This is a genomic window from Pontibacter chitinilyticus (assembly GCF_039748935.1).
GTDB classification, from domain to species: domain Bacteria; phylum Bacteroidota; class Bacteroidia; order Cytophagales; family Hymenobacteraceae; genus Pontibacter; species Pontibacter chitinilyticus.
Map to the genome: position 1 here is coordinate 43,364 of NZ_JBDIZJ010000006.1, position 23,070 is coordinate 66,433.

Annotated in this window: 20 protein-coding genes; 9 read left to right on the top strand and 11 right to left on the bottom strand. The window is 50.8% G+C overall.

Annotation, left to right across the window (positions count from 1 at the left end; genetic code table 11):
* Positions 1–555: a hypothetical protein gene (locus ABDW72_RS11045; RefSeq protein WP_347158621.1), complete on the bottom strand. Its 555-nt coding sequence runs from the start codon at positions 553–555 to the stop codon at positions 1–3.
* 239 nt (positions 556–794) lie between these two features.
* On the opposite strand from ABDW72_RS11045, the gene ABDW72_RS11050 reads away from it, so the two are divergent.
* Positions 795–1,793 carry a zinc-dependent peptidase gene (locus ABDW72_RS11050; protein ID WP_347158622.1) on the top strand — a complete coding sequence of 333 codons (999 nt, stop codon included), beginning with the start codon at positions 795–797 and terminating at the stop codon, positions 1,791–1,793.
* Between the two features lie 300 nt (positions 1,794–2,093).
* Positions 2,094–4,496, top strand: a complete 2,403-nt coding sequence (locus ABDW72_RS11055) for a glycoside hydrolase family 2 TIM barrel-domain containing protein (protein ID WP_347158623.1) — start codon at positions 2,094–2,096, stop codon at positions 4,494–4,496.
* 144 nt (positions 4,497–4,640) lie between these two features.
* Here ABDW72_RS11055 and ABDW72_RS11060 read toward each other — a convergent pair whose 3' ends face one another.
* Positions 4,641–5,270, bottom strand: a complete 630-nt coding sequence (locus ABDW72_RS11060) for a class I SAM-dependent methyltransferase (RefSeq protein WP_347158624.1) — start codon at positions 5,268–5,270, stop codon at positions 4,641–4,643.
* Positions 5,271–5,377: 107 nt separating this feature from the next.
* On the opposite strand from ABDW72_RS11060, the gene hutU reads away from it, so the two are divergent.
* From hutU to hutG, 3 genes are all read left to right on the top strand, one after another.
* Complete coding sequence (hutU, locus tag ABDW72_RS11065; RefSeq protein WP_347158625.1) at positions 5,378–7,090, top strand: urocanate hydratase; 1,713 nt, start codon at positions 5,378–5,380, stop codon at positions 7,088–7,090.
* A gap of 118 nt (positions 7,091–7,208) precedes the next feature.
* Positions 7,209–8,495, top strand: coding sequence for an imidazolonepropionase (gene hutI / locus ABDW72_RS11070; RefSeq protein ID WP_347158626.1), 1,287 nt, complete (start codon positions 7,209–7,211; stop codon positions 8,493–8,495).
* Positions 8,488–9,462 (top strand): formimidoylglutamase, encoded by a 975-nt coding sequence (hutG, locus tag ABDW72_RS11075; RefSeq protein ID WP_347158627.1) that lies wholly within the window; start codon positions 8,488–8,490, stop codon positions 9,460–9,462. Before hutI ends, hutG begins: the two co-directional genes overlap by 8 nt.
* Before the next feature lie 81 nt (positions 9,463–9,543).
* Here hutG and ABDW72_RS11080 read toward each other — a convergent pair whose 3' ends face one another.
* The 8 genes from ABDW72_RS11080 to ABDW72_RS11115 all read right to left on the bottom strand — a co-directional run bounded on the left by ABDW72_RS11080 (position 9,544) and on the right by ABDW72_RS11115 (position 17,500).
* Positions 9,544–9,963 (bottom strand): T9SS type A sorting domain-containing protein, encoded by a 420-nt coding sequence (locus ABDW72_RS11080; RefSeq protein WP_347158628.1) that lies wholly within the window; start codon positions 9,961–9,963, stop codon positions 9,544–9,546.
* Positions 9,964–10,085: 122 nt separating this feature from the next.
* Positions 10,086–10,922: an SMP-30/gluconolactonase/LRE family protein gene (locus ABDW72_RS11085; RefSeq protein WP_347158629.1), complete on the bottom strand. Its 837-nt coding sequence runs from the start codon at positions 10,920–10,922 to the stop codon at positions 10,086–10,088.
* A gap of 103 nt (positions 10,923–11,025) precedes the next feature.
* Positions 11,026–12,138: an AMP-binding protein gene (locus ABDW72_RS11090; RefSeq protein WP_347158630.1), complete on the bottom strand. Its 1,113-nt coding sequence runs from the start codon at positions 12,136–12,138 to the stop codon at positions 11,026–11,028.
* A 492-nt stretch (positions 12,139–12,630) separates the two neighbouring features.
* On the bottom strand, positions 12,631–13,086 hold the full coding sequence (locus ABDW72_RS11095; protein WP_347158631.1) for a DoxX family protein: 456 nt from the start codon (positions 13,084–13,086) through the stop codon (positions 12,631–12,633).
* 206 nt (positions 13,087–13,292) lie between these two features.
* Positions 13,293–13,754 (bottom strand): DoxX family protein, encoded by a 462-nt coding sequence (locus ABDW72_RS11100; RefSeq protein ID WP_347158632.1) that lies wholly within the window; start codon positions 13,752–13,754, stop codon positions 13,293–13,295.
* Between the two features lie 199 nt (positions 13,755–13,953).
* Entirely contained in the window at positions 13,954–15,645 is a 1,692-nt protein-coding gene (menD, locus tag ABDW72_RS11105; protein WP_347158633.1) for a 2-succinyl-5-enolpyruvyl-6-hydroxy-3-cyclohexene-1-carboxylic-acid synthase, read from the bottom strand.
* Between the two features lie 215 nt (positions 15,646–15,860).
* The gene (locus ABDW72_RS11110) at positions 15,861–17,060 is read right to left on the bottom strand and encodes a chorismate-binding protein (protein ID WP_347158634.1); all 1,200 of its coding nucleotides are present in this window, start codon (positions 17,058–17,060) and stop codon (positions 15,861–15,863) included.
* 20 nt (positions 17,061–17,080) lie between these two features.
* Complete coding sequence (locus ABDW72_RS11115; protein ID WP_347158635.1) at positions 17,081–17,500, bottom strand: hotdog fold thioesterase; 420 nt, start codon at positions 17,498–17,500, stop codon at positions 17,081–17,083.
* 59 nt (positions 17,501–17,559) lie between these two features.
* Between ABDW72_RS11115 and ABDW72_RS11120 the strand changes: the two genes are divergently transcribed.
* The 4 genes from ABDW72_RS11120 to ABDW72_RS11135 all read left to right on the top strand — a co-directional run bounded on the left by ABDW72_RS11120 (position 17,560) and on the right by ABDW72_RS11135 (position 22,156).
* Positions 17,560–18,204, top strand: a complete 645-nt coding sequence (locus ABDW72_RS11120) for a histidine phosphatase family protein (protein ID WP_347158636.1) — start codon at positions 17,560–17,562, stop codon at positions 18,202–18,204.
* Positions 18,205–18,311: 107 nt separating this feature from the next.
* Positions 18,312–20,000 (top strand): pyruvate dehydrogenase complex dihydrolipoamide acetyltransferase, encoded by a 1,689-nt coding sequence (locus ABDW72_RS11125; RefSeq protein ID WP_347158637.1) that lies wholly within the window; start codon positions 18,312–18,314, stop codon positions 19,998–20,000.
* Positions 20,001–20,420: 420 nt separating this feature from the next.
* The gene (gene hslV / locus ABDW72_RS11130; RefSeq protein ID WP_347158638.1) at positions 20,421–20,963 is read left to right on the top strand and encodes an ATP-dependent protease subunit HslV; all 543 of its coding nucleotides are present in this window, start codon (positions 20,421–20,423) and stop codon (positions 20,961–20,963) included.
* Between the two features lie 221 nt (positions 20,964–21,184).
* Entirely contained in the window at positions 21,185–22,156 is a 972-nt protein-coding gene (locus ABDW72_RS11135) for a deoxyhypusine synthase family protein (RefSeq protein WP_347158639.1), read from the top strand.
* An 80-nt stretch (positions 22,157–22,236) separates the two neighbouring features.
* On the opposite strand, the gene ABDW72_RS11140 is transcribed toward ABDW72_RS11135, so the two are convergent.
* Positions 22,237–22,785 (bottom strand): 2'-5' RNA ligase family protein, encoded by a 549-nt coding sequence (locus ABDW72_RS11140; protein WP_347158640.1) that lies wholly within the window; start codon positions 22,783–22,785, stop codon positions 22,237–22,239.
* Positions 22,786–23,070: the final 285 nt, after the last annotated feature.

The window sequence follows — 23,070 nt, forward strand, 5'->3', positions numbered from 1 at the left end:
CTAAGGTTTTGCAGGGCCGGAGAACAGCACGATATCATTGGTATAAACGATGTTACTCTTGTTCAGGCTCCGATCATAAATATAGATCTCAAAGCGGATAGTATCGTTGGCATCAAACACATCAGAATAAAAGCTGGAGATCGTATACCTGATTTCGCCTTCCAGCGCTTCTGTGCGGCCGTCAGCGGAGAGCCGAGGGAAACGGCCATTGAAGTTTAGCGCCGTATTTTCGAAATAGGGAACATAGGTATTGCCGCGCTTCACCTGCAGGTCAGCAAAGAAGTTGTTGAAGTAAGGCGACTTTACGTCAAAAGGTGGATCAAAATCTCCAGAGGAAGAGTCTGTTTTGGAAAGACCCAGGTTGCCATCCCCATCTTTGTAGCCGATCACAAGTGTCAGGTCGTCGTGCTGAATGCCATTATTTAGTTCGGTAGTCTGTTCTACGCGCCTGAACTCAATCTCAGGCGTATCCGGGTAGTTGGGTTCTTTGCGACAGGCGCTGAACAGCAACACCGGGGCTAGCAGGGCGAGGCTATACTTTAGCAAATATTTCATGAGGGATATCCGAAAATGAAGCCGAATTTACTAAACAAACGCATACAATATAGGATTTGTTGTAAGTTTCTGCTACAGGATTTCACAGAAACAGCAGTTGTGCAAGCTTTAGGTATAATCAGTTAAAGTATATAACTAGAAGCTCTTATACTTTCGTCTATCCCTTACCGTTTTATGGCGGCATGGAGCCTTGTTAAGCACCTCACAAAGCAGTGAGGGCGTTCCGGTAACACAAGGTTGTGAAGAAGATTTGCTCCAACGGATGGGCAGGAGAAAGCATCTTTCCCTACGTTTGGCCGTTTAAGGTGGCGATGGGATACCTCTTTTTTATTGGATTGGTAGCGGGGCTGTGCCTGGCATTTTACAGATGGGCTACGCGCAAAGAGCGCCGACGGCAGCAGGTGGGCAGGCAGGCGTTTCCGGCGGAGTGGCGAAAAATTCTGACAGACCGGGTGGGCTTTTACCATACGCTGGATGAGGCGGGTAAAAAGCGCTTTGAGCATATGCTGCAGTTGTTCCTGGCTGAGAAGCGCATTACCGGCATCCAGACAGAGGTAGATGATCTTACAAAGGTGCTGGTTGGCGCAAGTGCTATTATTCCCATCTTCGGCTTCCCCGATTGGGAGTATCAGAACCTGGGCGAAGTGCTGGTCTTTCCGGGAAGTATAAAAAAGTTTAAGAACGAGAAGAAAGAAGTGGTTTCGGAGGTGCTGGGGCGGGTGAATCCTTTCCAGAACGATCATTATGTAACGCTTTCCAAACCCGCGCTGGAGCGTGGCTTCAACGACATGCAGGACCGTAAAAATGTAGGCATTCATGAGTTTGCACACATGCTGGACCAGGCAGATGGCGAGATTGACGGCATTCCCAAAGCCTATTTACCGGAAGACCTGGTGCGGCCCTGGCAGGAACTGATGCTGCGCAAAATTAAAGGTATCAACAAAGGCGATTCTGACATCAACAGCTATGGCGCTACCTCCGAGGCAGAGTTCTTTGCCGTCGTGACGGAGTACTTCTTCGAAAAGCCGGGCCAACCGGCTGAAAAGCACCCTAAATTATATGAACTGCTGACGCAGATCTTTCACCAGAGCCCACGCAAACGTTTCAGGATAAACTTCGGGAAACTGCTGAACCCTTACGGCAAGCGTGTGGGCCGAAACGAGCCTTGTCCCTGCGGAAGTGGTGAGAAGTATAAAAACTGCTGTTATCAGAAACGAGGCGCGGCTGCCAAAGTATAACTGGATTGAAACAGCAAGTATAAAGCTTCTTTTCTCAGCATTGCACTCATTACTGCTGCCATTCTGCCGATGCTGCTGGGAGCAGCGGCACTTCGGGTTCTTTTAGATAAAGAGTCAAGCACCAACAAACCTAACTGTTGTGCTGCCGGTGGACGAAAGCGCAATGTTCTTCATGCAAAATAAAATTTCACATTAGAGATTTCCTGTTTATATTTAATTGTCTTTCTGACAAGTATAAGCTTGTGCTTTCTTTCTAAAGCAAAGGAAATATATTCAACCATGTCTTAATCTTAGCGCAACATGTATAAAAAGGTACTCCTAAGTTTTCTCCTCATGGTTTCCTTCCGGGTAATGGCTCAAAACGAACCGATGTTATTTGATGCAAATTGGCGCTTTCACCGGGGCGGCGCACAGGGAGCTGAACAGCCAGGCTATGATGATGGGAAATGGCGGCAACTGGACCTGCCACATGACTGGAGCATCGAAGACCTGCCGGGTTCTAATTCGCCGTTTGCTCCTGATGCGATCAGCCAGGTAAGCGGAGGTTTTACTACTGGGGGCACAGGTTGGTACCGTAAAACCTTTACCCTTCCGGCAGCGGCTAAGGACCAGCACGTGCTCCTCCAGTTCGATGGCGTTTACATGAATGCCGATGTATGGGTAAACGGGCAGCACCTGGGCAACCATCCGTATGGCTACACCAGCTTTTACTATGACGTTACAAAACAGCTGAAGCCTAATGAGAAGAACGTAATAGCGGTGCAGGTAAAAGATGAGGGAGCGAACAGCCGCTGGTATTCCGGCTCGGGTATTTACCGCCATGTGTGGCTCAAAACAGTGAACCCGGTGCATGTGGCGCCTTGGGGCGTTTTTATCTCCACACCTGAAATCAGCACGCGTGCTGCTACTGTCCAAATCAAAACAAATGTAGTGAACGAATCAGATCAGCCGGCTAGCATCAACGTGCTAACCAAACTTCTTAGCCCCGCTGGAAAGGAAGTGGGCAGAACTTCCTCTAACATCACACTAGCAGCGCAAGGAAGCCAGGAACTCACGGAACAAAGTATGGTGAAGCAACCGCAGCTGTGGTCGCTTGAAACACCGGCGCTATACAAAGCGGTGACAGAAGTATACCAGGACGGCAAGCTCCTTAACAGCGAGACGAGCACATTCGGTATCCGGCAAGTAACGTTTGATGCGCAGAGCGGCTTTCAGCTGAATGGCAAAACGGTGAAACTAAAAGGGGGCTGCTTTCATCACGACAATGGCCCGTTGGGAGCCAAAGCTTACGACCGCGCTGAAGAAAGAAAAGTGGAGCTGTTGAAAGCCAGCGGCTATAATGCCCTTCGTTGCTCGCATAACCCGCCCAGCCCGGCCTTTTTAGAAGCCTGCGACCGTTTAGGCATCCTGGTGATCGATGAATTTGCTGACATGTGGAATGTGGGGAAGAACCCGTACGACTATCATTTATACTTCCAGGATTGGTGGAAGCGAGATGTGGCAAGTATGGTGACCCGCGACCGGAATCATCCGAGCATTATCCTGTGGAGCATTGGCAACGAAATACCGGAACGGGCAACTCCTGCCGGCGTTAAAACAGCCCTGATGCTGCGTGATTATGTGAAGGAATTAGATCCTACCCGTGCTGTGACGGCCGCCGTAAACGACCTGCGAGAAGATAAAGATCCTTTTTTTAAAGTATTGGATGTGGCCGGTTATAACTATGCAAACGGCGGGGATCATATGAAAAGAAACATCTATGAGTTGGATCACCAGCGTGTTCCCGAACGGATCATGGTGGGCACCGAATCTTATCCGCTGGAGGCGTTTAGTGCCTGGACAGATGTGGTGGATCATCCTTATGTGATTGGTGATTTTGTTTGGACCGCTTTTGATTACATAGGAGAGGCGAGTATCGGCTGGCTGGGCTACCCACAAAGCAGCAATTTTTATCCCTGGAACCTTGCTTTCTGCGGCGATATTGATGTATGCGGCTGGAAGCGCCCGCAGTCCTACTACCGCAATGCCTTGTGGATGCCGGATCAGCTTTCTGTTTTTGTGAAGCCACCGCAGCCATCCTTTGAAGAGAATCCGGAGATTGCCTCCTGGTCTAAATGGAACTGGTATGACGTGGTACCTGAGTGGAACTGGAGCGGACAGGAAAATAAGCCGCTGGAGGTAAATGTCTACTCCTCCTGCGATGCTGTGGAGCTGTTTTTGAACAAGAAATCACTAGGAAAGAAATCGACTAATAGGTCAACAAAGTATTTGGCTACCTGGGCTGTTCCGTACCAGGCCGGTGAGTTAAAAGCAGTAGGGTATAAAGGCCGCAAAAAAGTGAAAACTGCCGCTCTGTATACGGCTGGCAAGCCGGCAAAAATGAATTTAGCAGCAGACCGCACCCACTTGAAAGCGAATGGACAAGACCTGTCATACATCACAGTGGAACTTCAGGATGACAACGGGCATACAGATCCCAATGCTACAAACCTGGTTCATTTTGACGTAACAGGAGATGCTACCATCGTAGGAGTTGGCAATGCGAATCCGATGAGCCTCGAAAGCCATCAATTGCCGAAGCGAAATGCCTGGAAAGGCAGATGCCTGGTGATTGTAAAAGCAGGCAGCAAGCCAGGAGCGATCACACTGAAAGCAACGAGCGAGGGACTACCTGCCTCACAGGTGCAGTTAGTAGCAGAGTAGGCTTTAAGGATTTCACAGGAAGTAAAAGTCCCGGCAAAAGTATTTGTCGGGACTTTTTATTTCACCGTTTCTAAGAGCTGAAAGGCTGATCATACTTGAAAACTGTCTGATACCTGTTGTTGGTGGCAGAAGGCAATTTAAAAATCAAGGCTTTATTTTCTGCAGTACCCAGGTGGTCATACTTCGCTGGTGCTCTACCAGCGTACTCTTCAGCGGGTCGAGTCGTGCCGCGCCAAATTCGTATTCCAGTTGCAGCAGCAGGGCTTCATCTGCCAGAAACCAAACTGCGCCATGTGGCATTTGGTATAATCCAACACTTACCTGCGGGAGGGTATCGGCCATGCCGATAGTAGTACTCAGGCGGCAAAAAAGCATACCTCCCGGCTTCAGCACCCGCCAGAGCTCTGTTGCCATACTTCTAAAATGAGCTTCGTGGTGGGCAAAGTGCAACACGGCGCTGCAGATAACAGCATCAAACGAGGCATCTGCAAACGGAAGAGCGGCCAGATCGGCAAGTATAAACTGGCTGGCGGGTAGCTGCGGCGCCACCTGTTGTGCCACCTGCGTTATGGCTTCAATCGCTTCAGCGGAGGCATCCACGCCATAAACATTTATACCCGCCTGCATCAGGTAGTTGCTGTTCCGGCCTCCGCCGCAACCGGCATCCAGCACTTTCATTCCCGGCCTGATGCGTCCTTTCAAAAGTTGATCGAACAGGTAGACATCTATGTTGCCAAAGATGGAAGATAGCGCTGAAAGGGGCGGAACAGACATAGTTTATAGCTTAACAGGTCTTGCTGGCGCCAATTTATACTTGTTTCGCTATACTTTTTGAATAAATTTTCGGATACTTGAGTAGAACCATCCTGATCTGATAAACTATGAATACGACCACTGCATCTGCACCCGCCTCCAAAGCCCGGCTTACCGCCGAAGAATTCATCCGCACGTATGCCCTGCATCCTGTTTATACCCCGCCGCGCGGACCGGAACTGCATGCCAAAAACTGGCAGGCAGAAGCAGCCTTGCGCATGTTTTTAAATAACCTGACCGATGAAGTAGCGGAAGCTCCGGCTGACCTGGTGGTATATGGCGGTACAGGGCAAGCAGCCCGCACACCGGAAGATGCCCGTAAAATAATTGAAGTGCTGCTGGAGTTGGAGGAGGACGAGAGCCTGCTGGTGCAGTCGGGCAAGCCGGTTGGCAAAGTGCGGACGCACCCGGAAGCTCCGCGTGTGCTGATCGCCAACAGCAACCTGGTGCCACACTGGGCTACCTGGGAGTACTTTAACGACCTCCGGAAGCGTGGCCTGATCATGTATGGGCAAATGACGGCGGGTAGCTGGATCTATATCGGCTCGCAGGGTATCCTGCAGGGTACATATGAAACCTTTATCGCCTGTGGGGAGAAATATTTCCAGGGCGACCTGCGCCAGAAACTGCTTGTAACAGGTGGTTTGGGTGGTATGGGCGGCGCACAGCCGCTGGCCGCCACTATGGCTGGGGCTACTTTTCTGGGAGTAGATGTAGATCCGGAGCGCATTAAAAAGCGCCTGGAAACCCGCTACATTGATAAAATGACGTATGATTATGAAGAGGCGAAAGCGTGGGTGCTGGAGGCAAAAGAAAAAGGCGCGGCTATTTCCGTGGGGCTTGTAGGCGATATTGGCGATGTGCTGGAGCGCCTGTTACAGGACAACATTACTCCTGACATCCTCACCGACCAGACCTCTGCCCATGATCCCCTGAACGGGTATGTACCCAATGGCCTGACCTTGAAAGAAGCAAAGGAACTCCGAATCACGGACCCTGCTGCTTACAAGGCACGATCGTTAGAAAGTATGGCCCGCCACGTAGGTTTTATGCTGGAACTGCAGCAGCGGGGCAGTAAAACCTTTGACTATGGCAACAACCTGCGCGAGTTTGGGCAGCAGGGCGGGGAGCACCAGGCGTTCGATATTCCCGGCTTTGTGCCCGAGTACATACGCCCACTGTTCTGCGAAGGCAAAGGACCTTTCCGTTGGGCAGCGCTGTCTGGTGATCCGGAAGATATCCGGGTGACAGACGAAGCACTGAAAAAGCTGTTCCCGGAGAACACGCACATGATCAACTGGCTGAATCAGGCGCAGGAGAAAGTGGCCTTTCAGGGATTGCCCTGCCGCATCTGCTGGCTGGGTATGGGCGAACGTGAAAAAGCTGGCTTGCTGTTTAATCAGTTGGTGCGCGAGGGCAAAGTAAAAGCGCCCATTGTTATAGGTCGCGATCACCTCGACTGCGGCTCTGTTGCTTCGCCGTACCGGGAGACAGAAGGGATGAAAGATGGCTCCGACGCTATCTCCGACTGGCCGCTGCTGAACCTGATGGCAAACACAGCCGGTGGCGCTACCTGGGTGTCCTTTCACCACGGGGGGGGCGTTGGCATTGGTTATTCACAACATGCCGGTATGGTGATCTTGGCTGATGGCACAGACCGTGCCGAACGCTGCCTGCGCCGCGTACTCTATAACGATCCGGCCACCGGCATTTTCCGCCATGCGGATGCCGGTTATGAAACAGCGCAGGAGAATGCCCGGAAATTTGGTCTGGAACTGTAAAGGTCAAAGTATGGTATACTGGAGCTCTGAGCATCTGGTGGCAGCGGCAAGTATATCCTACAGGTGGAGTAAAGCAAAGTATAACAGTAGCATTTAAGCATAGCAAGAGTTTAAGGCCATGGAATCAACAGGTAAATCCTATACCCTGATCGGCCCTTTCAGCCAGGTGCTGCCGATGGCTCATTTGCCCGTGGCTGGGCCACTTGCTGACACCCAACTGCAGGTGCTGGCACAGGCTGGTGTGTTGGTACTAGGGGAGAAAATAGCCAAGGTCGGCGCCTACGCCGAGCTGCTGCAGGAGGCAACAGAGCAGGAATATCAACTGGAGAAAATAGAGCTGCCGATGGTGCTCCTGCCTGGCTTTATTGATGCTCATACCCATATGTGCTTTGCGGGATCCCGCGCTAATGATTACGCCCTGCGCGTGGCCGGGAAATCATACCTGGAGATTGCCCGCAGTGGCGGTGGCATTTTAGACAGTGTCCGCAAAACACGCGATGCCTCTGTGGTGGAGTTGGTGACCTTGTTAAAGCAACGATGTGACCGCCATTTGGCCGAAGGCGTAACCACCTGTGAAGTCAAAAGCGGCTACGGCCTGACAGTGGAGGAAGAGCTTAAAATGCTGGAGTGCATACAACTAGTCAACAAGCATCACGCCCTGGACTTGGTACCGACCTGCCTCGCCGCGCATATGCTGCCCCCGGAATTCTCCGATACCAAAGTATACCTGCGTTATGTGTTAAATGAGCTGCTGCCGCAGGTACTGGAGCAGAACCTGGCCAAACGGGTAGATATTTTTGTTGAAGAAACCGCCTTTTCAGACGAGGAAGCCATCGACTACCTGCTGGCAGCAAGAGGACTTGGCTTGGAAGCAACCGTCCATGCCGATCAGTTCAGCACTGGGGGCAGCCGCGTGGCGGTAGAGGCAGGCGCTCTTAGCGCCGATCATCTGGAGGCAAGTGGTGCCCCGGAGATTGTCCTTATGCAGGAGGCGGACATGGTAGCCACTGTGCTGCCGGGTGCCTCGCTGGGCCTGGGCATGCCGTATGCGCCGGCTCGTAAGCTGCTGGACGGCGGCCTGTGCCTGGCCATTGCCACCGACTGGAACCCTGGCTCTGCACCAATGGGCGACCTGCTGTTGCAGGCAGCAATAATGGGTGCTGCTGAAAAGCTCACGATCGCCGAGACGCTGGCTGCCATTACCATACGGGCGGCTCGTGCGCTTAACCTGACGGATCGTGGCGTACTTGCTAAAGGAAAACTGGCTGACATGATCGCTTTCCCAACAGGTAATTACCAGGATATTTTATACTTCCAAGGTAAACTGAAACCCGGCATTATTTGGAAAAACGGAACCCGTGTAGCAGGCAACACATCTGCAGCCTCATATCCAGCCTATGTATAAGCCTACAACCAAAGAAGCCTGGAAAGGACGAACAGATGCCCAGGATGGTCCTCTGGGGCTGCGGTGGCACCAGGTAGTGCAGTTGCTGGACCTGTCACAAGAGGTGCCCCTGGTAAAGGCAGAGCATGTGGCGTTTGCTTTTCTGGGCTTTTGCTGCGATGAAGGCGTGCGGCGCAACCAAGGCAGGGTAGGAGCTGCGGCCGGGCCGGCAGCATTACGTAGTGCCATGGCCTCTTTTGCGTACCATCTGCCCGAGTATGCTTCGCTTTTAGATGCGGGCGATGTGCTTTGCACCAACCAAAACCTGGAGGAGGCGCAGGCGCAGTTGGGGAAAAAAGTGGCTTTATTGCTGCAGCAAGGATACCGGCCGCTGGTGCTTGGCGGCGGCCATGAGATAGCCTTCGGGCATTTTCTCGGGCTGGAGCAGGCAACAGCATCGCAGCGCCTCGGTATCCTGAACTTTGATGCTCACTTTGACTTGCGGAGCTATGACAAGCAGGCAAGCTCCGGCACACCTTTTCTGCAGATTGCTACGCGGCAGCACGCACATGTTACTCCTTTTATTTACAATTGCCTGGGTATTCAGGAGCATGCCAACACGCGCATTCTTTTCCAGACAGCCGACCAACTGGGGGTGCAGTATGCGCTGGCCGAGGACATGCAACAGAACAAGCTACCGCTTTTTATAGAGGAACTACAGGATTTTCTGGCGGAGGTAGATCATGTATATGTCACCATCGATCTGGATGTATTTACTGCCAGCTGCGCACCCGGCGTAAGTGCCGTTAATGCCTTAGGCCTCTCTCCGGAAGTCGTGCTGCCCCTCCTCAAACAAATGGCGCAAAGCGGAAAGCTGCTAAGTATAGATATTGCCGAACTCAACCCGGCACATGACATTGATCACCGCACTGCCAAGCTGGGAGCTAGTCTGCTGTACCAGGTAGTACAAGCCTGGACGAAAGCCTGAGTATAGCTGGCAGGCAAATACACAACAGGCTCCCTTCGTTATAGTGAAAGGAGCCTGTTGCACAAGAAAGTGTAAAGTGCTTTATTTTACCCTGAACTTTGTCCAATAGGTAGTATTGCTCGTCAAGACTTCTATAAGATAGATGTCAGGCCGTAACTTACCGACATTGTAGCGCCAGGCATTTTTGCGCTCTGCTATGTTTAACGGTTTCTGGTAGATCTGTTTGCCAGTGCTATTTGTAATTTTCAGAAGGCCGTTTTCCTTTAGTGGCTGGCTAAAATCCAACTGAAATGTCCCTTTTTTAGCCGGATGCAGGTGGATGCCGGATAAAGTTTCTCTGTTGCTTTCGTCCATGCTGCGCAGAAGCTGCGCCGGAGTTGGATGCTTCTCCTGCACAGGTGCCGGGCCGGTATAGGCCTGCGCTGGGGCAGGGGAGATCAACAGGGAAGCAGGCATTAAAACAGCAAGCAGGGCAGTGGTATACTTGTTCTTCATCTTCATAATCTTCTCCTCTAGCTTTTGTTAGTTGTCTCTGTTAATACATATTTGGGGCCAAACAGCTGCTCCTTTACAGGTTTACCGGAAAAATGTACAGAGAGCAACTTTACCGGCAAGCTGTGCATTCAGTCGGATACGGTATAGGCTACTGCGCGATTATCATTAAAAGTAGGAGCCAGCAGCACATGGAGCCTGTCGGCATAGTTGATGTCGGCAGCGTTTATTTTCTGATCTTTTGTGTCCAGTACGCGCCACTTCTTGCCTTCAGGATTTACAAGAAACACTTCGCCCTCCCAATTTGACACCAGGTAGTTGCCGTCAGGTGTTTTTGTGATGCCGTCTGCTGCACCTATGCCGTTGGTCCAGTCAGAGAATTTGCTGCTTTCCGCGTTTAACGACTTGATCTCGCCATTGCTCTTGAAAGCTAGTAATAACCGTGTGCCATCATAGTAAATGCCGTTGGGGTTTTCTCCTGCCGTCCTAGTCATCCAGGTTGTCATGCGGCCATTATGCGGCTGGTAAATGCGCTTGCCATCCGTATCGGTCACATAGATGTTTCCTGTGTTATCTGCCGTTATATCATTCAGCTTTTCAGCTTTATCTGCCTGATAGCGCCTTAATATGGCTCCAGTTTGGGTAGCAATAGCCACAACTTCGTTTATATCTGCTACATACAGTACACTATTGTACAGGGCGAGCCCCCGCGGATCGTTCAAACCACTGACCCAGTACAGTTCTTCTACTTTGCCATCCGGTGTGAGTTTTGTAATGAAGCTATCTTCATCTTTGTGGTCTTTCGAAGAAGCTTTGTTGATAGTAGACACATAAATTACATCGCGCTGCGGGTCGTGCAGGGCCGATTCCGGCGCGCGCAAAACGTTGTCTGTGGCCCAGGCCTGCTGCAGTTTCACTGGCGCTTTTGACCCAAAGAGGCCATTGGTACAACTATAGAGCAGTGCCATCAGCAGCAGACCAGACTACAGGCTGTCGTAAGTATAACGCGCATTTACGTTTGTGTTGATGTATACTTAAACGGGTAAGGTGTGCTGCCATTACCAGAATGCTTTATCGGGCAGATAGGCCAAGCTTTTCCAGCGTTTGCTGGCGCAAGAGCTTGCCTGTAGCCGTTTCTGCAAAAGCAGGGCTGAAGTAAAGTGCCTGGGGCTGCTCATACTTTGGCAGGTTTTCAGCAATGCGCTGCAGCAATGCTGCCGCTTTCTTTTTATCGAGTGGCGCCCCTTCCAGCACCAGTACCACTCGCTGGCCGAGCCGTTGGTCCGGTTGCGGCGCGATAAAGAAGCGGGGGGCATGCTCCCAATCCAGCAGCGCAGTGGCAACGGCCAGCTCCACTTTCTCAACCTGTACCTTCACGCCACCGCTGTTAATCGTATTATCGGCCCGGCCAATCCACCGGAAGCGGTCGGGCGAGAGCAGCTCTACCACGTCGTTAGTAGTCAGGAGTTCCTGCTTGGTAATATCACCTTTAATGGTGAGGCAGTTGCGGCTATCTGTTCCAATTTCAATGCCTTCAAACACCTGGTACTCGTCAGTAGCTTCTGGGCCGTTCAGGCGGCGAACAGCCACATGCGAGGCAGTCTCCGTCATGCCATAGGTCAGGTATACAGGCGCCTGCACCTGCTGTAGCGCTTGTTGGAGACCAGGACTAACGGGCGCTCCACCTACTAGTATGCCTTTCATCCGGCTCAGACGGTGAAGCGCATCCGGTGTTTCGTGCAGCATATTTTGCAACTGCAGCGGCACAAAAGAGGCAAAATCAACAGCAACATTGTCGGGCAACTGTGCCAGCGGATTACCGGATGGCTCCTGTATATTCAGCTGCATGTCGGCTACAAAGCTACGGACCAGCATCATCATGCCTGCAATGTATTCGGTGTTGAGGCATACCAGCACCTGGTCGCCAGCCTGCAGGTGCAGCAAACCGATGGTACGACGGGCGCTGGCTTCAAGTTGTTCACGTGTCAGGCTGATGGACTTGGGGATGCCGGTGGAGCCGGAGGTCTGAACCGGGAATTCCTGCACGCCGTTCAGCCAGTTACGGCAGAACTCCAGGGTTTTGCTCTCATAGCCGTTTATCGGAATGCTGTTGCGGAAAGAATAGGTGGCAATTTCGTCGTAATAGAATTTTTTGCCGTTCAGGAGGAGGTATTTTTCTGTCATTTAACAGGTGTTGTTTAGCATTTACCAGTACCTGCAGCAGTAGCTGGTGCCGCTGCTACCGGATAGTCTACGAATCGAAGGTAGAAGCAGCCGGAAAAAAACGAAGCAGGCAAAGTACTTCTTCACCTGCTCCGCTCCTATACGATAAACTATAATTCCGCTTCAGGAATTCTGCTATACAGGAAGTATAGCAGGTTGCCCTCGCTAGTAGTTGCTGCACACCGAGTAGTTTATACTTAGCTTCGCTATGCCGCTTCTATCAGCCAGGAGCTAGCCCGGTTATACTTGCTTTCGATTTAAAATTGTAGTTCAAACAAAGCGACGGCAGCATCTGCTGTAAAAGTACAACATTGCTGCCATAGTCTAAATTCATTTGTTGCTTTTAAGCTCAACACCAGTACAAGCTATACTTGTATACGCAGCAGGTACTAACTTAACGCTAAGTAGCTCCTGTTGCTTTTTGTCATCAGTAGTGCTTTTAATGCGTCAGGATTACATCTCCTGTGGCTTGTAATCCTTGCGGAGCGCATAATCTGCGGAAAAGCGGCCGGAACCAAAAAGCAGGAAAAACACCAGCAGGCCCAACACCAGTAGCGATAGCCACAACTCCGAATTCTCTACATAAAAGCCCCGCTCTGCATTCACGAAGATCACAGCACCGAGGAGGATCGGCAACTGGAACAGGATCGCCACCCGGGTCAGCAAGCCAAAAGCGATCAGCACACCACCCGCCAGGTGCACCATCGCTACATAATGCACCAGCCCCAGCGATACCCACGGAAACTGGCTGTTATCCAGAATGTGAAGCAGCGCCTGGGTATGGCTGATGAACAAGATGCCTTTTCCCAGAATGAATAAGCCAAGGCCAATGCGAATAAAGTCGAGCCACAAGGGGTGATGTGAATCAGCCCAGCGCTCTGCACGGTGCATGTCGTGTGATAAATTCATGGCTTTTGAATTAAGTTAAACGATTGGTACATAGTATATTAAACGATTAAGTCTATAAACCGGCCATGAAAGAACAGGAGTATTTTAGGAGCAAAAGCTGTAGCAGGAAAATTAACCTTTCCGTTGATTTTCCTGAAGGAAGAGGCCTGCGATGCAGCAGGATTAGGCTGCATCGCAGGCCTCTCTTGTGTACAGTAGTTCCAATGTTATTCTTGGGATGGGGGAGGTGTTTTTTGCCGGAAGATCTTGTTATCCACCGAATAACGTCCCGGTCCCACGATCATAAAAAATACGAGCAGCGCCAGCACTACGATTGAAAGAATAAGCTCTGTGTTGCCGAGCTGAACAACATGCCGCATATTGACAACCATAATCGCACCCAGCACAATTGGGATCTGGCACAGCACAGATAGCCGTGTTAAAGCGCCAAAGGCAATCATCAGGCCGCCAATAATATGCACGACACTGGTGAGCAGTGATGCTCTATGGGCGCCGATAAGCTCCTGATGCTGGCTGAAATAGTAGAAGACATCGCTGGTATGTTCCAGAAAGAGAATGCCTTTGATGAAGAGAAACAATCCAAGCGCCACACGAAGGCAATCCATCCAGATAGGATTATTCGCGCTGTTGATGCGCTCTGTGTGATGAAATTGATGTGAAACAGTCATAGCATTTTTATTCAAGTGAAACAAGCTATATAGTTATAAACGAGTATGAACCGGAAGGGGCTATGAATACCGGCAAAACTTGCTATAGTCCTTCATGTCAGATGCAAGAGGGGGGCTTATCAAACCAACAGCCGGCTTATACTTGTACATGTAAGTATAAGCCGGCTGTTGGTTTACGCTCCGAATTCACTTTTCCTAACTATAGTTTTGCGGCTTGTTTATACTTCGCAAAGGCCGCGGCATTCTCCTTCGAGTCGGTGAAGACCTCCAGGATACCAGCGCCGGTTTCGGGGCTGAAAAAGGCAGGCAACGCCTGATCCAGGTCGGCTAACGTATGCACGGCTGTGTAGTTGAAGCCAAAATCACGGGACGTATTCCGGGCATCCAGCGCCTGCTTGGTTTCAAAGTAGGGTTCCAGTTCCTGTTGCTGTTTAGGTCCGTCGATAAGTCTGAAAATACCGCCTGCATGGTTGTTGAGCAGCACGATGCGTAGGTTCGGCAGCGCGTAATTGTGCCACAGCGCATTGCGATCGTAAAAGAAGGCGAGGTCGCCTGTAAGCAGCGTAGTGATTTCAGAACTGGTTAACGCGCAACCAACCGCAGTGCTGGTGCAGCCATCAATGCCGCTCGTGCCACGGTTAGCAAATACCCGCACATGCTGATCGGGTTGCAGTGCCACGATGTTCGCATAGCGCACCGACATACTGTTGGCCAGTTGCAGGTTACTCCGGTCGGGCAACTGCCGCAATACGCGCGCTACCACGGCCAGTTCACTATAATCCGCCTCCGAAGTATACTGGGTTAAAAAGTCGCCTGCTTTGGTATTTGCCTCGCGCCAGGCGTCTGTAAAGGTTGCTTCTACAGAATTATCAGTTTCAAAACTACCAAAAAAGCTTTCGGGCGTGCAGCGGATAATTTTTGTAAGCGTCTGAAACGTATCAGCCACAGCACCGGCCGGTTGCACGTGCCAGTTTGCTTCAGGTTTATACTTGCGCAAGTATAACTTCAGCGTTTTAGAGATAATGGATTTGCCGAACGTCACAAGCAGATCAGGCTGAAGCTGTGCCAGTGCTGTCTCTGAAAGTGCCGGTAAAAAAACATCCTGGTAACGCACAGCCACCGGACTCTGCTGTACATTGCTGATGATATCACCGACCAGTACGGCTCCGGTGGTCTCGGCAAACTGCTGCACGCTTTGCAGCAGCGAAGCATCATACGTGTCCTGACCTGCTACTATAAGCACCCGTTTATACTTGCCGAAAGCCACTTGCAGTTCCTCCTTCTGCTGCTGATGCAGGTCATAAGTATTTGCTTCCTCCTCTATGATCTTTACCTGTGTATCAAACACAAGCGTTTCATCGGGAGCAGGGTAGAAGGGCTCGCGTAAAGGGATGTTGAGATGTACCGGGCCTGCCGGAAAACAAGTAGCTGTGTTCAGCGCCTCCGAAACGATCCGTTCACCAAACCAGCGGGCATCCGGATGCGAAAAATCTACTGGAAACGTATAACTCTGTTTTACATGCTGCCCATACACGTTTTGCTGTCGGACTGTCTGGCCGTCGAGCTGATCGATCCATTCGGGCGGACGATCGGCCGTGAGCACGAGCAGGGGCACCTGTTGAAAGTATGCTTCGGCCACAGCAGGTGCATAATTCAGCGCAGCCGTGCCGGAGGTGCAGACCAGTACGGTCGGCTTACCGGTAGTGGCGGCCATGCCCAGGGCGATGAAGGCGGCGGCACGTTCATCGCTTACCGTGCGCACCTTCAGCTGCGGGTGCCGCGCAAAAGCGATGGTGAGTGGAGCGCAGCGAGACCCTGGCGACAACACTACATTTTGTACACCTTTACGGGCGCAGATCTCAGCAATATTTACAACTGGTTGGATGATCATGAGAAAGCTAATTTTGAAGAACTGAATAACAGACTTTTAATTAAGGCTGCAATTAACCCACTCCTAGCCCCTCCTTAAAGGGGAATCCCGCAAAAGAATAATATTTCGTTATGAGGGAGGAGAAGTATAGTTTCAGAAAGCAAACTATACTTGATCACAATATGGATAGAATAGTTAGATAAGGTCGAGTATTATTCAATCATTCAGTTATTCAATCATTCAAAATTTAAAACCTTACCCATTGTCTCCATCTTTTGCTCTGTTTCAAGCCACTCTTTTTGCGGGTCTGATTCGGCTGTGATGCCTGCGCCAGCATACAGCATGGCTTCGTAGGCCAGCAGTTGCATGCACCGCAGGTTCACATACAGGTAGGTGCCGGAGGCGCTGTTCACCGGCCCCAGGTAGCCGCTGTAGTAACTGCGGTTGTAGCCTTCGTGGGCAAGTATAAATGCTAAAGCGGGTTCTTTTGGTAAGCCGCAGATGGCCGAAGTGGGGTGCAGGAGCTGCAGCATCTCGGAGCCTAGCGTCGGGAAATCCACTTCTTTCAAATCGACCTTAAAATCGGTGCGCAGGTGCATCAGGTTACCGGCAAGCACGGTGCGGGGGCCTACTTCGGAATAATCGCGCAGGCGCAGGCGCTTAAAGCAACTCAGGATATAGCGCTCCACCATCGCCTGCTCTTCTATTTCTTTCTGGCGCCACTTGGCCTTTTCTACGCAGCGGGCATTGGCGGCAGGTTGTGTGCCCGCCAGCGCCATAGTACGAAACACAAGATCGTTGTCTATACTTACCAGCACTTCGGGCGAGGCGCCCAACCAGGTACCTACGCCCGGCACCGACACCAGCGATACAAAGGCACGCGGATAGGCCGCCAACAATTCTTCAAAAGCGCCGGTTGCGTCGAATCCATCAGGCAGGGGCACCCGTTTGTTTCGCGACAGCACTACTTTCTCCATAATGCCGGCTTGCATCGCCTCCACAGCCGTTGCTACTACTGCTGTGAAACTGGTGTCCGTCTGCTGCTGTGCCTGTTTGTCTGAAGTGTGCGGCGGGTGCCAGGTGGCGGTTACCGGCTGCGCCAGCAAAGTATAAAACTGTTCCAGGGCAGCAGTGGGGGCATCGGGTGCTGCTATCAGCTCTCCCGAGGCCAGGTCGGCATACACATCGGCTTTGATAAACAGCTGCTGCTGAGCAATAGCCTGAAACGGACAAAAGAGAAATCCAAAAGGACTGTCTTCCAGGATCGGCTGGCCGGTTTGCAGGTGCTGCTGCAGCGAAACACACAGCTGCACCGCCGAAGTATGGGGCAGGCGCCATGCCGCCACAGCATACTGGCCTGCTACAGCTGTTTTAAAAATATCTTGTACTGTATAGGTATGGGTTGTGCCAACCCTGTTTATAGTTTCCAAGGCCATGCCTTTGTAAGCTCCTTATCTTATTTTTTATCGATCACCGCTACCGTCATCCGGCTGACACAAACCAGGTCGCCTGCTTCGGTGGTGATCTTTGTTTCCCAGACCTGCGTGCTGCGGCCAATGTGCAGGGCTTGCGCCCGACCCCATACCCAGCCGCTCTGCACACTGCGCAAGTGGTTGGCGTTTATCTCTAAACCCACACAGGCTTTTTTTGTTAGATCTACCTGCATGGCCGCGCCAATGCTGGCCAGTGTTTCTGCCAGTGCCACAGAAGCCCCGCCATGCAGGAGGCCCATAGGCTGATGGGTGCGATGATCCACAGGCATTTTTCCGCACAAATAATCAGCACCAATTTCTGTAAACTCAATGCCCAGGTGCTCTACCATGGTATGTTTCCGCCACTCATTCAGCTGTTGAAACGTAAAAGAATTTTCAGGCATGCGCAGTGATTACTAAATTAGCGGTGTAACTTTGATCAAAAGGCAAAAGTAAAATAATTTTGAGTAGTAAGAAAGTATACCTTATCCGCCACGGACAAACAGATTACAACCTGCAGGGGATTGTGCAGGGCAGTGGTGTAAACTCCAGTTTAAACGAAACCGGTCGGCACCAGGCTGCGTTGTTTTTTGCCCGCTACAAAGATATTCCCTTTGATAAAGTGTATATTTCGACGCTGCAGCGAAGTATGCAGTCGGTGCAGGGCTTTTTGGATATGGGATTGCCGCATGAGCAGCATGCCGGGCTAAACGAGATCAGCTGGGGCACGCGCGAAGGCATGCACATCACACCCGAAGAGGATGCCTATTATTACGAAACGCTCCAGCGCTGGCGCAATGGCGAAACCAACCTGTGCATTGAGGGCGGCGAGAGCCCAGCCCAGGTAGCTGCCCGGCAACAGAACTTTATCAACCTGATGCTAAGCCGGCCGGAGGAGAAGACAATATTAATTTGCATGCATGGCCGTGCCATGCGTATATTGCTTAGCGTGCTGCTGCATTACCCGCTTAGCTGCATGGACATATTCGAGCATCAGAATCTCTGCCTCTACCAGCTCGATTATACCGGCAGCATGTTCACTGTCAAAAAGTATTGCGATGTAGCCCACCTGCAGGAACCCGTAGAGCACAGGGAAGCGGCAAAATAACGTGTAGCAACAAATAAGCAGGGTATAGTTTGAATAAAATATTTTTAAATCTAATTTTGGGCAGAAGAAATTAGACCTTTCGGGCGATTATAAACAACAAGATATTTATGGCTGAAGTGATACGAATGCCCAAGATGAGCGACACGATGACAGAAGGGGTGATAGCATCTTGGCTCAAGAACGTTGGTGATAAGGTTAGCGCCGGTGATGTACTCGCCGAAGTAGAGACTGACAAAGCCACCATGGAATTGGAGTCTTATAACGATGGCACCCTCTTACACATCGGTCCGAAGAAGGGCGATAGTGTACCAGTCGATGCGGTGATTGCAGTGATTGGCAAAGAAGGAGAGGATATCTCCGGCCTATTGAGCAACGCAAACGGCAGTGCCGGAGCTGCGGCCCCATCCGAAGAGAAAACTCCTGAACCAAAGAAAGAAGAAGCCAAATCAGCCGCTAAAACAGAAGCTCCCGCTGCTAAAACAAAGGTAGACGTAAGCAATATTAAAGCTTCCATTATCCGGATGCCTAAGATGAGCGACACCATGACGGAAGGTGTGCTGGTTTCGTGGCTGAAGAAAGTAGGAGATAAGGTGAGTGCCGGCGATGTACTCGCTGAAGTAGAAACCGACAAAGCTACTATGGAGCTGGAGGCCTATGAAGATGGCTCCCTGTTATACATTGGGGTGAACGAAGGAGATTCTGTTCCGGTAGATGCTGTTATCGCTATTATAGGCGAGAAGGGTGCTGACTATAAAGCTTTGCTGGATGTTGCCGGGACTTATGGCGGTGCTAAAACGAAAGAGGCTGTTGAGGCCGGCGTGGATGCAGTGACATCAAAAGAAGTAGAAGAGGAGCACATACCAGGACCGAAATCTGAAGAAGAGAATACCGGAACATCAGCTGCTAACGGTCGCATCAAAGCTTCGCCATTGGCTCGGAAAGTAGCGCAGGAAAAGGGAATTACCCTGTCGCAGCTTAAAGGCTCTGGCGAGAACGGCCGTATTGTGCTGCGCGATGTTGAGAACTTTACGCCATCTGCTGCGCCGCATCCACAAGCCGCTCCTGCAACAACAGCAGCCCCTGCGCCGCAAGCCTTGCCTGCCGGCGTGGCGACTGAAGATTACGAAGAAGTGAACGTATCGCAGATGCGCAAGGTAATTGCCCGTCGACTATCAGAAAGCCTCTTCACTGCGCCGCACTTCTTCCTCACAATGTCTATCGATATGGACAAAGCGATGGAAGCTCGCGTGACCATGAACGAGATCTCTCCGGTGAAGATTTCGTTTAACGATCTGGTCATCAAAGCGGCTGCTGCGGCGCTTCGCCAGCACCCGGCCGTGAACTCTTCGTGGTTAGGAGATAAAATCCGTTATAACAAGCACGTGCACATTGGTGTGGCTGTTGCAGTAGAGGAAGGCCTGCTGGTGCCGGTGGTTAAAAACGCTGACTTTAAATCGCTTTCTGCCATTTCAGCCGAAGTGAAAGACCTGGGCGGTAAAGCCAAAAGCAAAAAGCTGCAGCCCGCGCAGATGGAGGGCAGCACGTTCTCTATCTCTAATTTAGGTATGTTTGGCATCGACGAGTTCACTGCCATCATTAACCCGCCAAATGCCTGCATCATGGCGGTGGGCGGCATTTCGCAGGTGCCGGTGGTGAAGAACGGGAACATCCAGATCGGCAACGTGATGAAAGTGACGCTTTCCTGCGACCACCGCGTAGTAGATGGTGCCGTAGGCTCTGCTTTCCTGCAAACCTTCAAGAACCTGCTGGAGAATCCGGTGCGCCTGCTGGTATAAGTACCTGTTCAAGTATAAAGTATAAAACAGAAAGCGCCTCTTCGGAAACGAAGAGGCGCTTTCTGTTTTATACTTTATACTTGACTAACAAATTCCTGCATCGATGCTCGTCAGGCCTTCCCCTGCCTGCTTCAGAATGCTAAGCAGCTTGCCGTTGACTATAACTTTCCGGGTCATTTAAAATAGATAGCTTCTTTACGTCCTTATCAAACGCTATTTAAATGCGGTTAATTAGAGCTTATACCAGGAGTGAGCTGTCTGCTGAAGTGCAGGTTTTTCCAAGCTCTTGAAGCTTCACCGCCATGCAGGACAATTTGGCACATGCGCCGGGTTTGGCTTTTTGTTTGATGTTCCCCTAGTTTTACAAAGCAGCGCCAATGAACGTATAGCTGCTCAGACTTAAGGATAAAATCCGAAACTATGACGAAGATAAGATCAACCACCGTATGTGGCATTTACCATAATGGTGAAGTAGCCCTGGGCGCTGATGGCCAGGCTACCATGGACAAGCACATTGCTAAAAGCAATGTTAAAAAAATTCGCAAGTTGCTGGACGGCAAGATTGTGACTGGTTTTGCCGGTTCAACTGCAGATGCTTTTACGTTGCTGGAGCGCTTTGAGGAGAAGCTGAATGCCTACCAGAGCAACATGAAGCGAGCGGCCATTGAGCTGGCCAAAGACTGGCGCAAAGACCAGTACCTGCGCAAACTGGAAGCCATGATGGTGGTAGCGAACAAAGACGAACTGTTGATTATTTCCGGAACCGGCGATGTACTGGAGCCTGACAACCAGATCGCAGCGATTGGCTCCGGCAGTATGTATGCGCACGCTGCCGCTTTGGCATTAAAGAAGCATGCCCCGCACCTTTCTGCAGAAGAAATGGTACGCGAAGCGCTGAATATTGCCGCTGACATTTGTATCTATACGAACCATAATCTCATTATCGAAAAGCCGGCTTCCTAAGCTGATTCTAAAGGAAGAATCGGTGATGTTAACATGAATTTTTTAGCTCAAATGTTATGCCTTTGAAACCTGAGCTCATATACCGGCATCATTCCATCTGCAATTCAACTGGTAGTTGAACAGCTGCTGCTTATGTGCCGTAAAGTATAAATCAGTAAAATTTAATAAATTGCAGAACCACTCTGCCAGTGCAGGCAGCGGTTTGAACAAAAGAAGCAACTATGCAGGTAACAGATTTTCTAAAGAAACACTACAAGCACTTTAATGCCGCCGCACTGATTGACGCAGCGGAAGGATATAAAACCCACCTGAACGAGGGCGGTAAAATGATGATCACGCTCGCAGGCGCCATGTCTACGGCAGAGCTGGGCATTATTCTGGCTGAGATGATCCGCCAGGATAAAGTTCATGCGATCACCTGCACAGGCGCTAACCTGGAAGAAGACATTTTTAACCTGGTGGCGCACGATTTTTACGAGCGAGTGCCGCATTACCGTGAGCTGTCTGCAGCCGATGAGGAGGCTTTGCTGGGCCGCCACATGAACCGGGTAACGGATACGTGCATTCCGGAGGAAGAGGCTATGCGCCGCCTGGAGCATACCGTATTGAAGTTCTGGGAAAAAGCAGATAAAGAAGGCAAGTCCTATTTCCCGCATGAGTTCTTTTACCAGATTCTGTTATCGGGCGAGTTGGAGCAGTATTACCAGATAGACCCCAAAAACAGCTGGATGCTGGAAGCGGCTAAAAAGAACTTGCCGATCTTTGTGCCGGGATGGGAAGATTCTACGCTGGGCAACATTTATACTGGCCATGTGATTACCGGCGATATCAAGAACGTGCACACCATGCGCACCGGCATCCAGTATATGATGGAACTGGCTGAGTTTTATACCAACACGGCTACAGAAGATTCCAAGATCGGTTTCTTCCAGATAGGGGGCGGTATAGCCGGTGACTTCCCGATTTGTGTGGTACCGATGCTGCACCAGGACCTGCAGCGCACGAATGTGCCTTTGTGGGGCTATTTTGCGCAAATTTCAGATTCTACTACCAGCTATGGTTCCTACTCCGGCGCTGTGCCGAACGAGAAGATCACCTGGGGTAAACTCGGGAAAGAAACGCCTAAGTTTGTGATCGAGTCTGATGCCACCATTGTGGCGCCACTTATCTTCGCAATCGTGCTGGATATGTAAGCTACAAGTATAAGTATAAAAGAAAAGGGCTGCCTGTTAACCGGGCAGCCCTTTTCTTTTATACTTGCTGTAATGTTGTATCAGGCAATAAGCTCTTTCCGCAGGTGAAATTCTTCTTCTTTGAGGAAAAAATCGCCGCTTTTCTGTAAAATAGTCAGGTTCTCGATCGTGATCTCCCAGTTAAAAGTATAGTCGCACAAAAAAGCCAATACGGGGCCCAGCAGCTCGGGCGTAGTATCGCCTAGCGCCAGCGAAATGTGCGGCAGCCACATGTTCGGGTTATAAAAGACACCCATTTCAGTGCTCATCTCCGACATGTCGCGGTGCAGCTTGGCGTGTAGCTTGTTTAGGGGCGCAGTGCGTAGCACCGGAATATAAATGACTGGATGTTGACCCGGAAAGACTCCCAGGCCTGTTGTGCGCACCGTAAAGCGCTGCGTTTCCAGGCATACCTGGTCCAGGTAGTGCTTCAGCTCATCCATGTCCGGTATCTCAGCAGTAAGCAGCGTCAGGTGCGGGTAAGGCGTAATTTGCACCCCCGTAAGCCCGAAGTTCTTTTCGAGGTGGTTTGTTAGCTCCGTTACCCGTGCTGAATGGGTGGCATCTAAAAGCGACGTAATCGCGATCATAATTGTAGCTGTAAAATAACACATGCGGGCTCTGCCGGTGCTAAACAGGGCGTTCTGCTATAAAACGCGCCTATAAGCTTATTGTTTAAGCCATACATGCATAGCAGGTATGAACTTTGCCATGTCCGGGTTCCGGAACAGGAAAAGCAAAGGTAGCCTTTCACAGTGCTAAGTCAAACGGAGAGCAAATAAATCTATTTTCCCAAAATCCCTGAGGAGCAGTAAGCGCACAAGTAAGCCTTTGCTTTTCAAGCTGTGCTAAAATTAAGTACCTTTGCAAGGCGT

What these genes read in the sequence shown, in the direction of transcription:
- hutG (WP_347158627.1), top strand. Translation starts at nt 8,488, where the DNA reads ATGTATAAGCCTACAACCAAAGAAGCCTGGAAAGGACGAACAGATGCC.
- ABDW72_RS11140 (WP_347158640.1), bottom strand. Translation starts at nt 22,785, where the DNA reads ATGATCGCGATTACGTCGCTTTTAGATGCCACCCATTCAGCACGGGTA.
- ABDW72_RS11110 (WP_347158634.1), bottom strand. Translation starts at nt 17,060, where the DNA reads ATGGCCTTGGAAACTATAAACAGGGTTGGCACAACCCATACCTATACA.
- ABDW72_RS11125 (WP_347158637.1), top strand. Translation starts at nt 18,312, where the DNA reads ATGGCTGAAGTGATACGAATGCCCAAGATGAGCGACACGATGACAGAA.
- ABDW72_RS11115 (WP_347158635.1), bottom strand. Translation starts at nt 17,500, where the DNA reads ATGCCTGAAAATTCTTTTACGTTTCAACAGCTGAATGAGTGGCGGAAA.
- hutI (WP_347158626.1), top strand. Translation starts at nt 7,209, where the DNA reads ATGGAATCAACAGGTAAATCCTATACCCTGATCGGCCCTTTCAGCCAG.
- ABDW72_RS11045 (WP_347158621.1), bottom strand. Translation starts at nt 555, where the DNA reads ATGAAATATTTGCTAAAGTATAGCCTCGCCCTGCTAGCCCCGGTGTTG.
- hslV (WP_347158638.1), top strand. Translation starts at nt 20,421, where the DNA reads ATGACGAAGATAAGATCAACCACCGTATGTGGCATTTACCATAATGGT.
- hutU (WP_347158625.1), top strand. Translation starts at nt 5,378, where the DNA reads ATGAATACGACCACTGCATCTGCACCCGCCTCCAAAGCCCGGCTTACC.
- ABDW72_RS11095 (WP_347158631.1), bottom strand. Translation starts at nt 13,086, where the DNA reads ATGAATTTATCACACGACATGCACCGTGCAGAGCGCTGGGCTGATTCA.
- ABDW72_RS11100 (WP_347158632.1), bottom strand. Translation starts at nt 13,754, where the DNA reads ATGACTGTTTCACATCAATTTCATCACACAGAGCGCATCAACAGCGCG.
- menD (WP_347158633.1), bottom strand. Translation starts at nt 15,645, where the DNA reads ATGATCATCCAACCAGTTGTAAATATTGCTGAGATCTGCGCCCGTAAA.
- ABDW72_RS11135 (WP_347158639.1), top strand. Translation starts at nt 21,185, where the DNA reads ATGCAGGTAACAGATTTTCTAAAGAAACACTACAAGCACTTTAATGCC.
- ABDW72_RS11060 (WP_347158624.1), bottom strand. Translation starts at nt 5,270, where the DNA reads ATGTCTGTTCCGCCCCTTTCAGCGCTATCTTCCATCTTTGGCAACATA.
- ABDW72_RS11090 (WP_347158630.1), bottom strand. Translation starts at nt 12,138, where the DNA reads ATGACAGAAAAATACCTCCTCCTGAACGGCAAAAAATTCTATTACGAC.
- ABDW72_RS11080 (WP_347158628.1), bottom strand. Translation starts at nt 9,963, where the DNA reads ATGAAGATGAAGAACAAGTATACCACTGCCCTGCTTGCTGTTTTAATG.
- ABDW72_RS11085 (WP_347158629.1), bottom strand. Translation starts at nt 10,922, where the DNA reads ATGGCACTGCTCTATAGTTGTACCAATGGCCTCTTTGGGTCAAAAGCG.
- ABDW72_RS11055 (WP_347158623.1), top strand. Translation starts at nt 2,094, where the DNA reads ATGTATAAAAAGGTACTCCTAAGTTTTCTCCTCATGGTTTCCTTCCGG.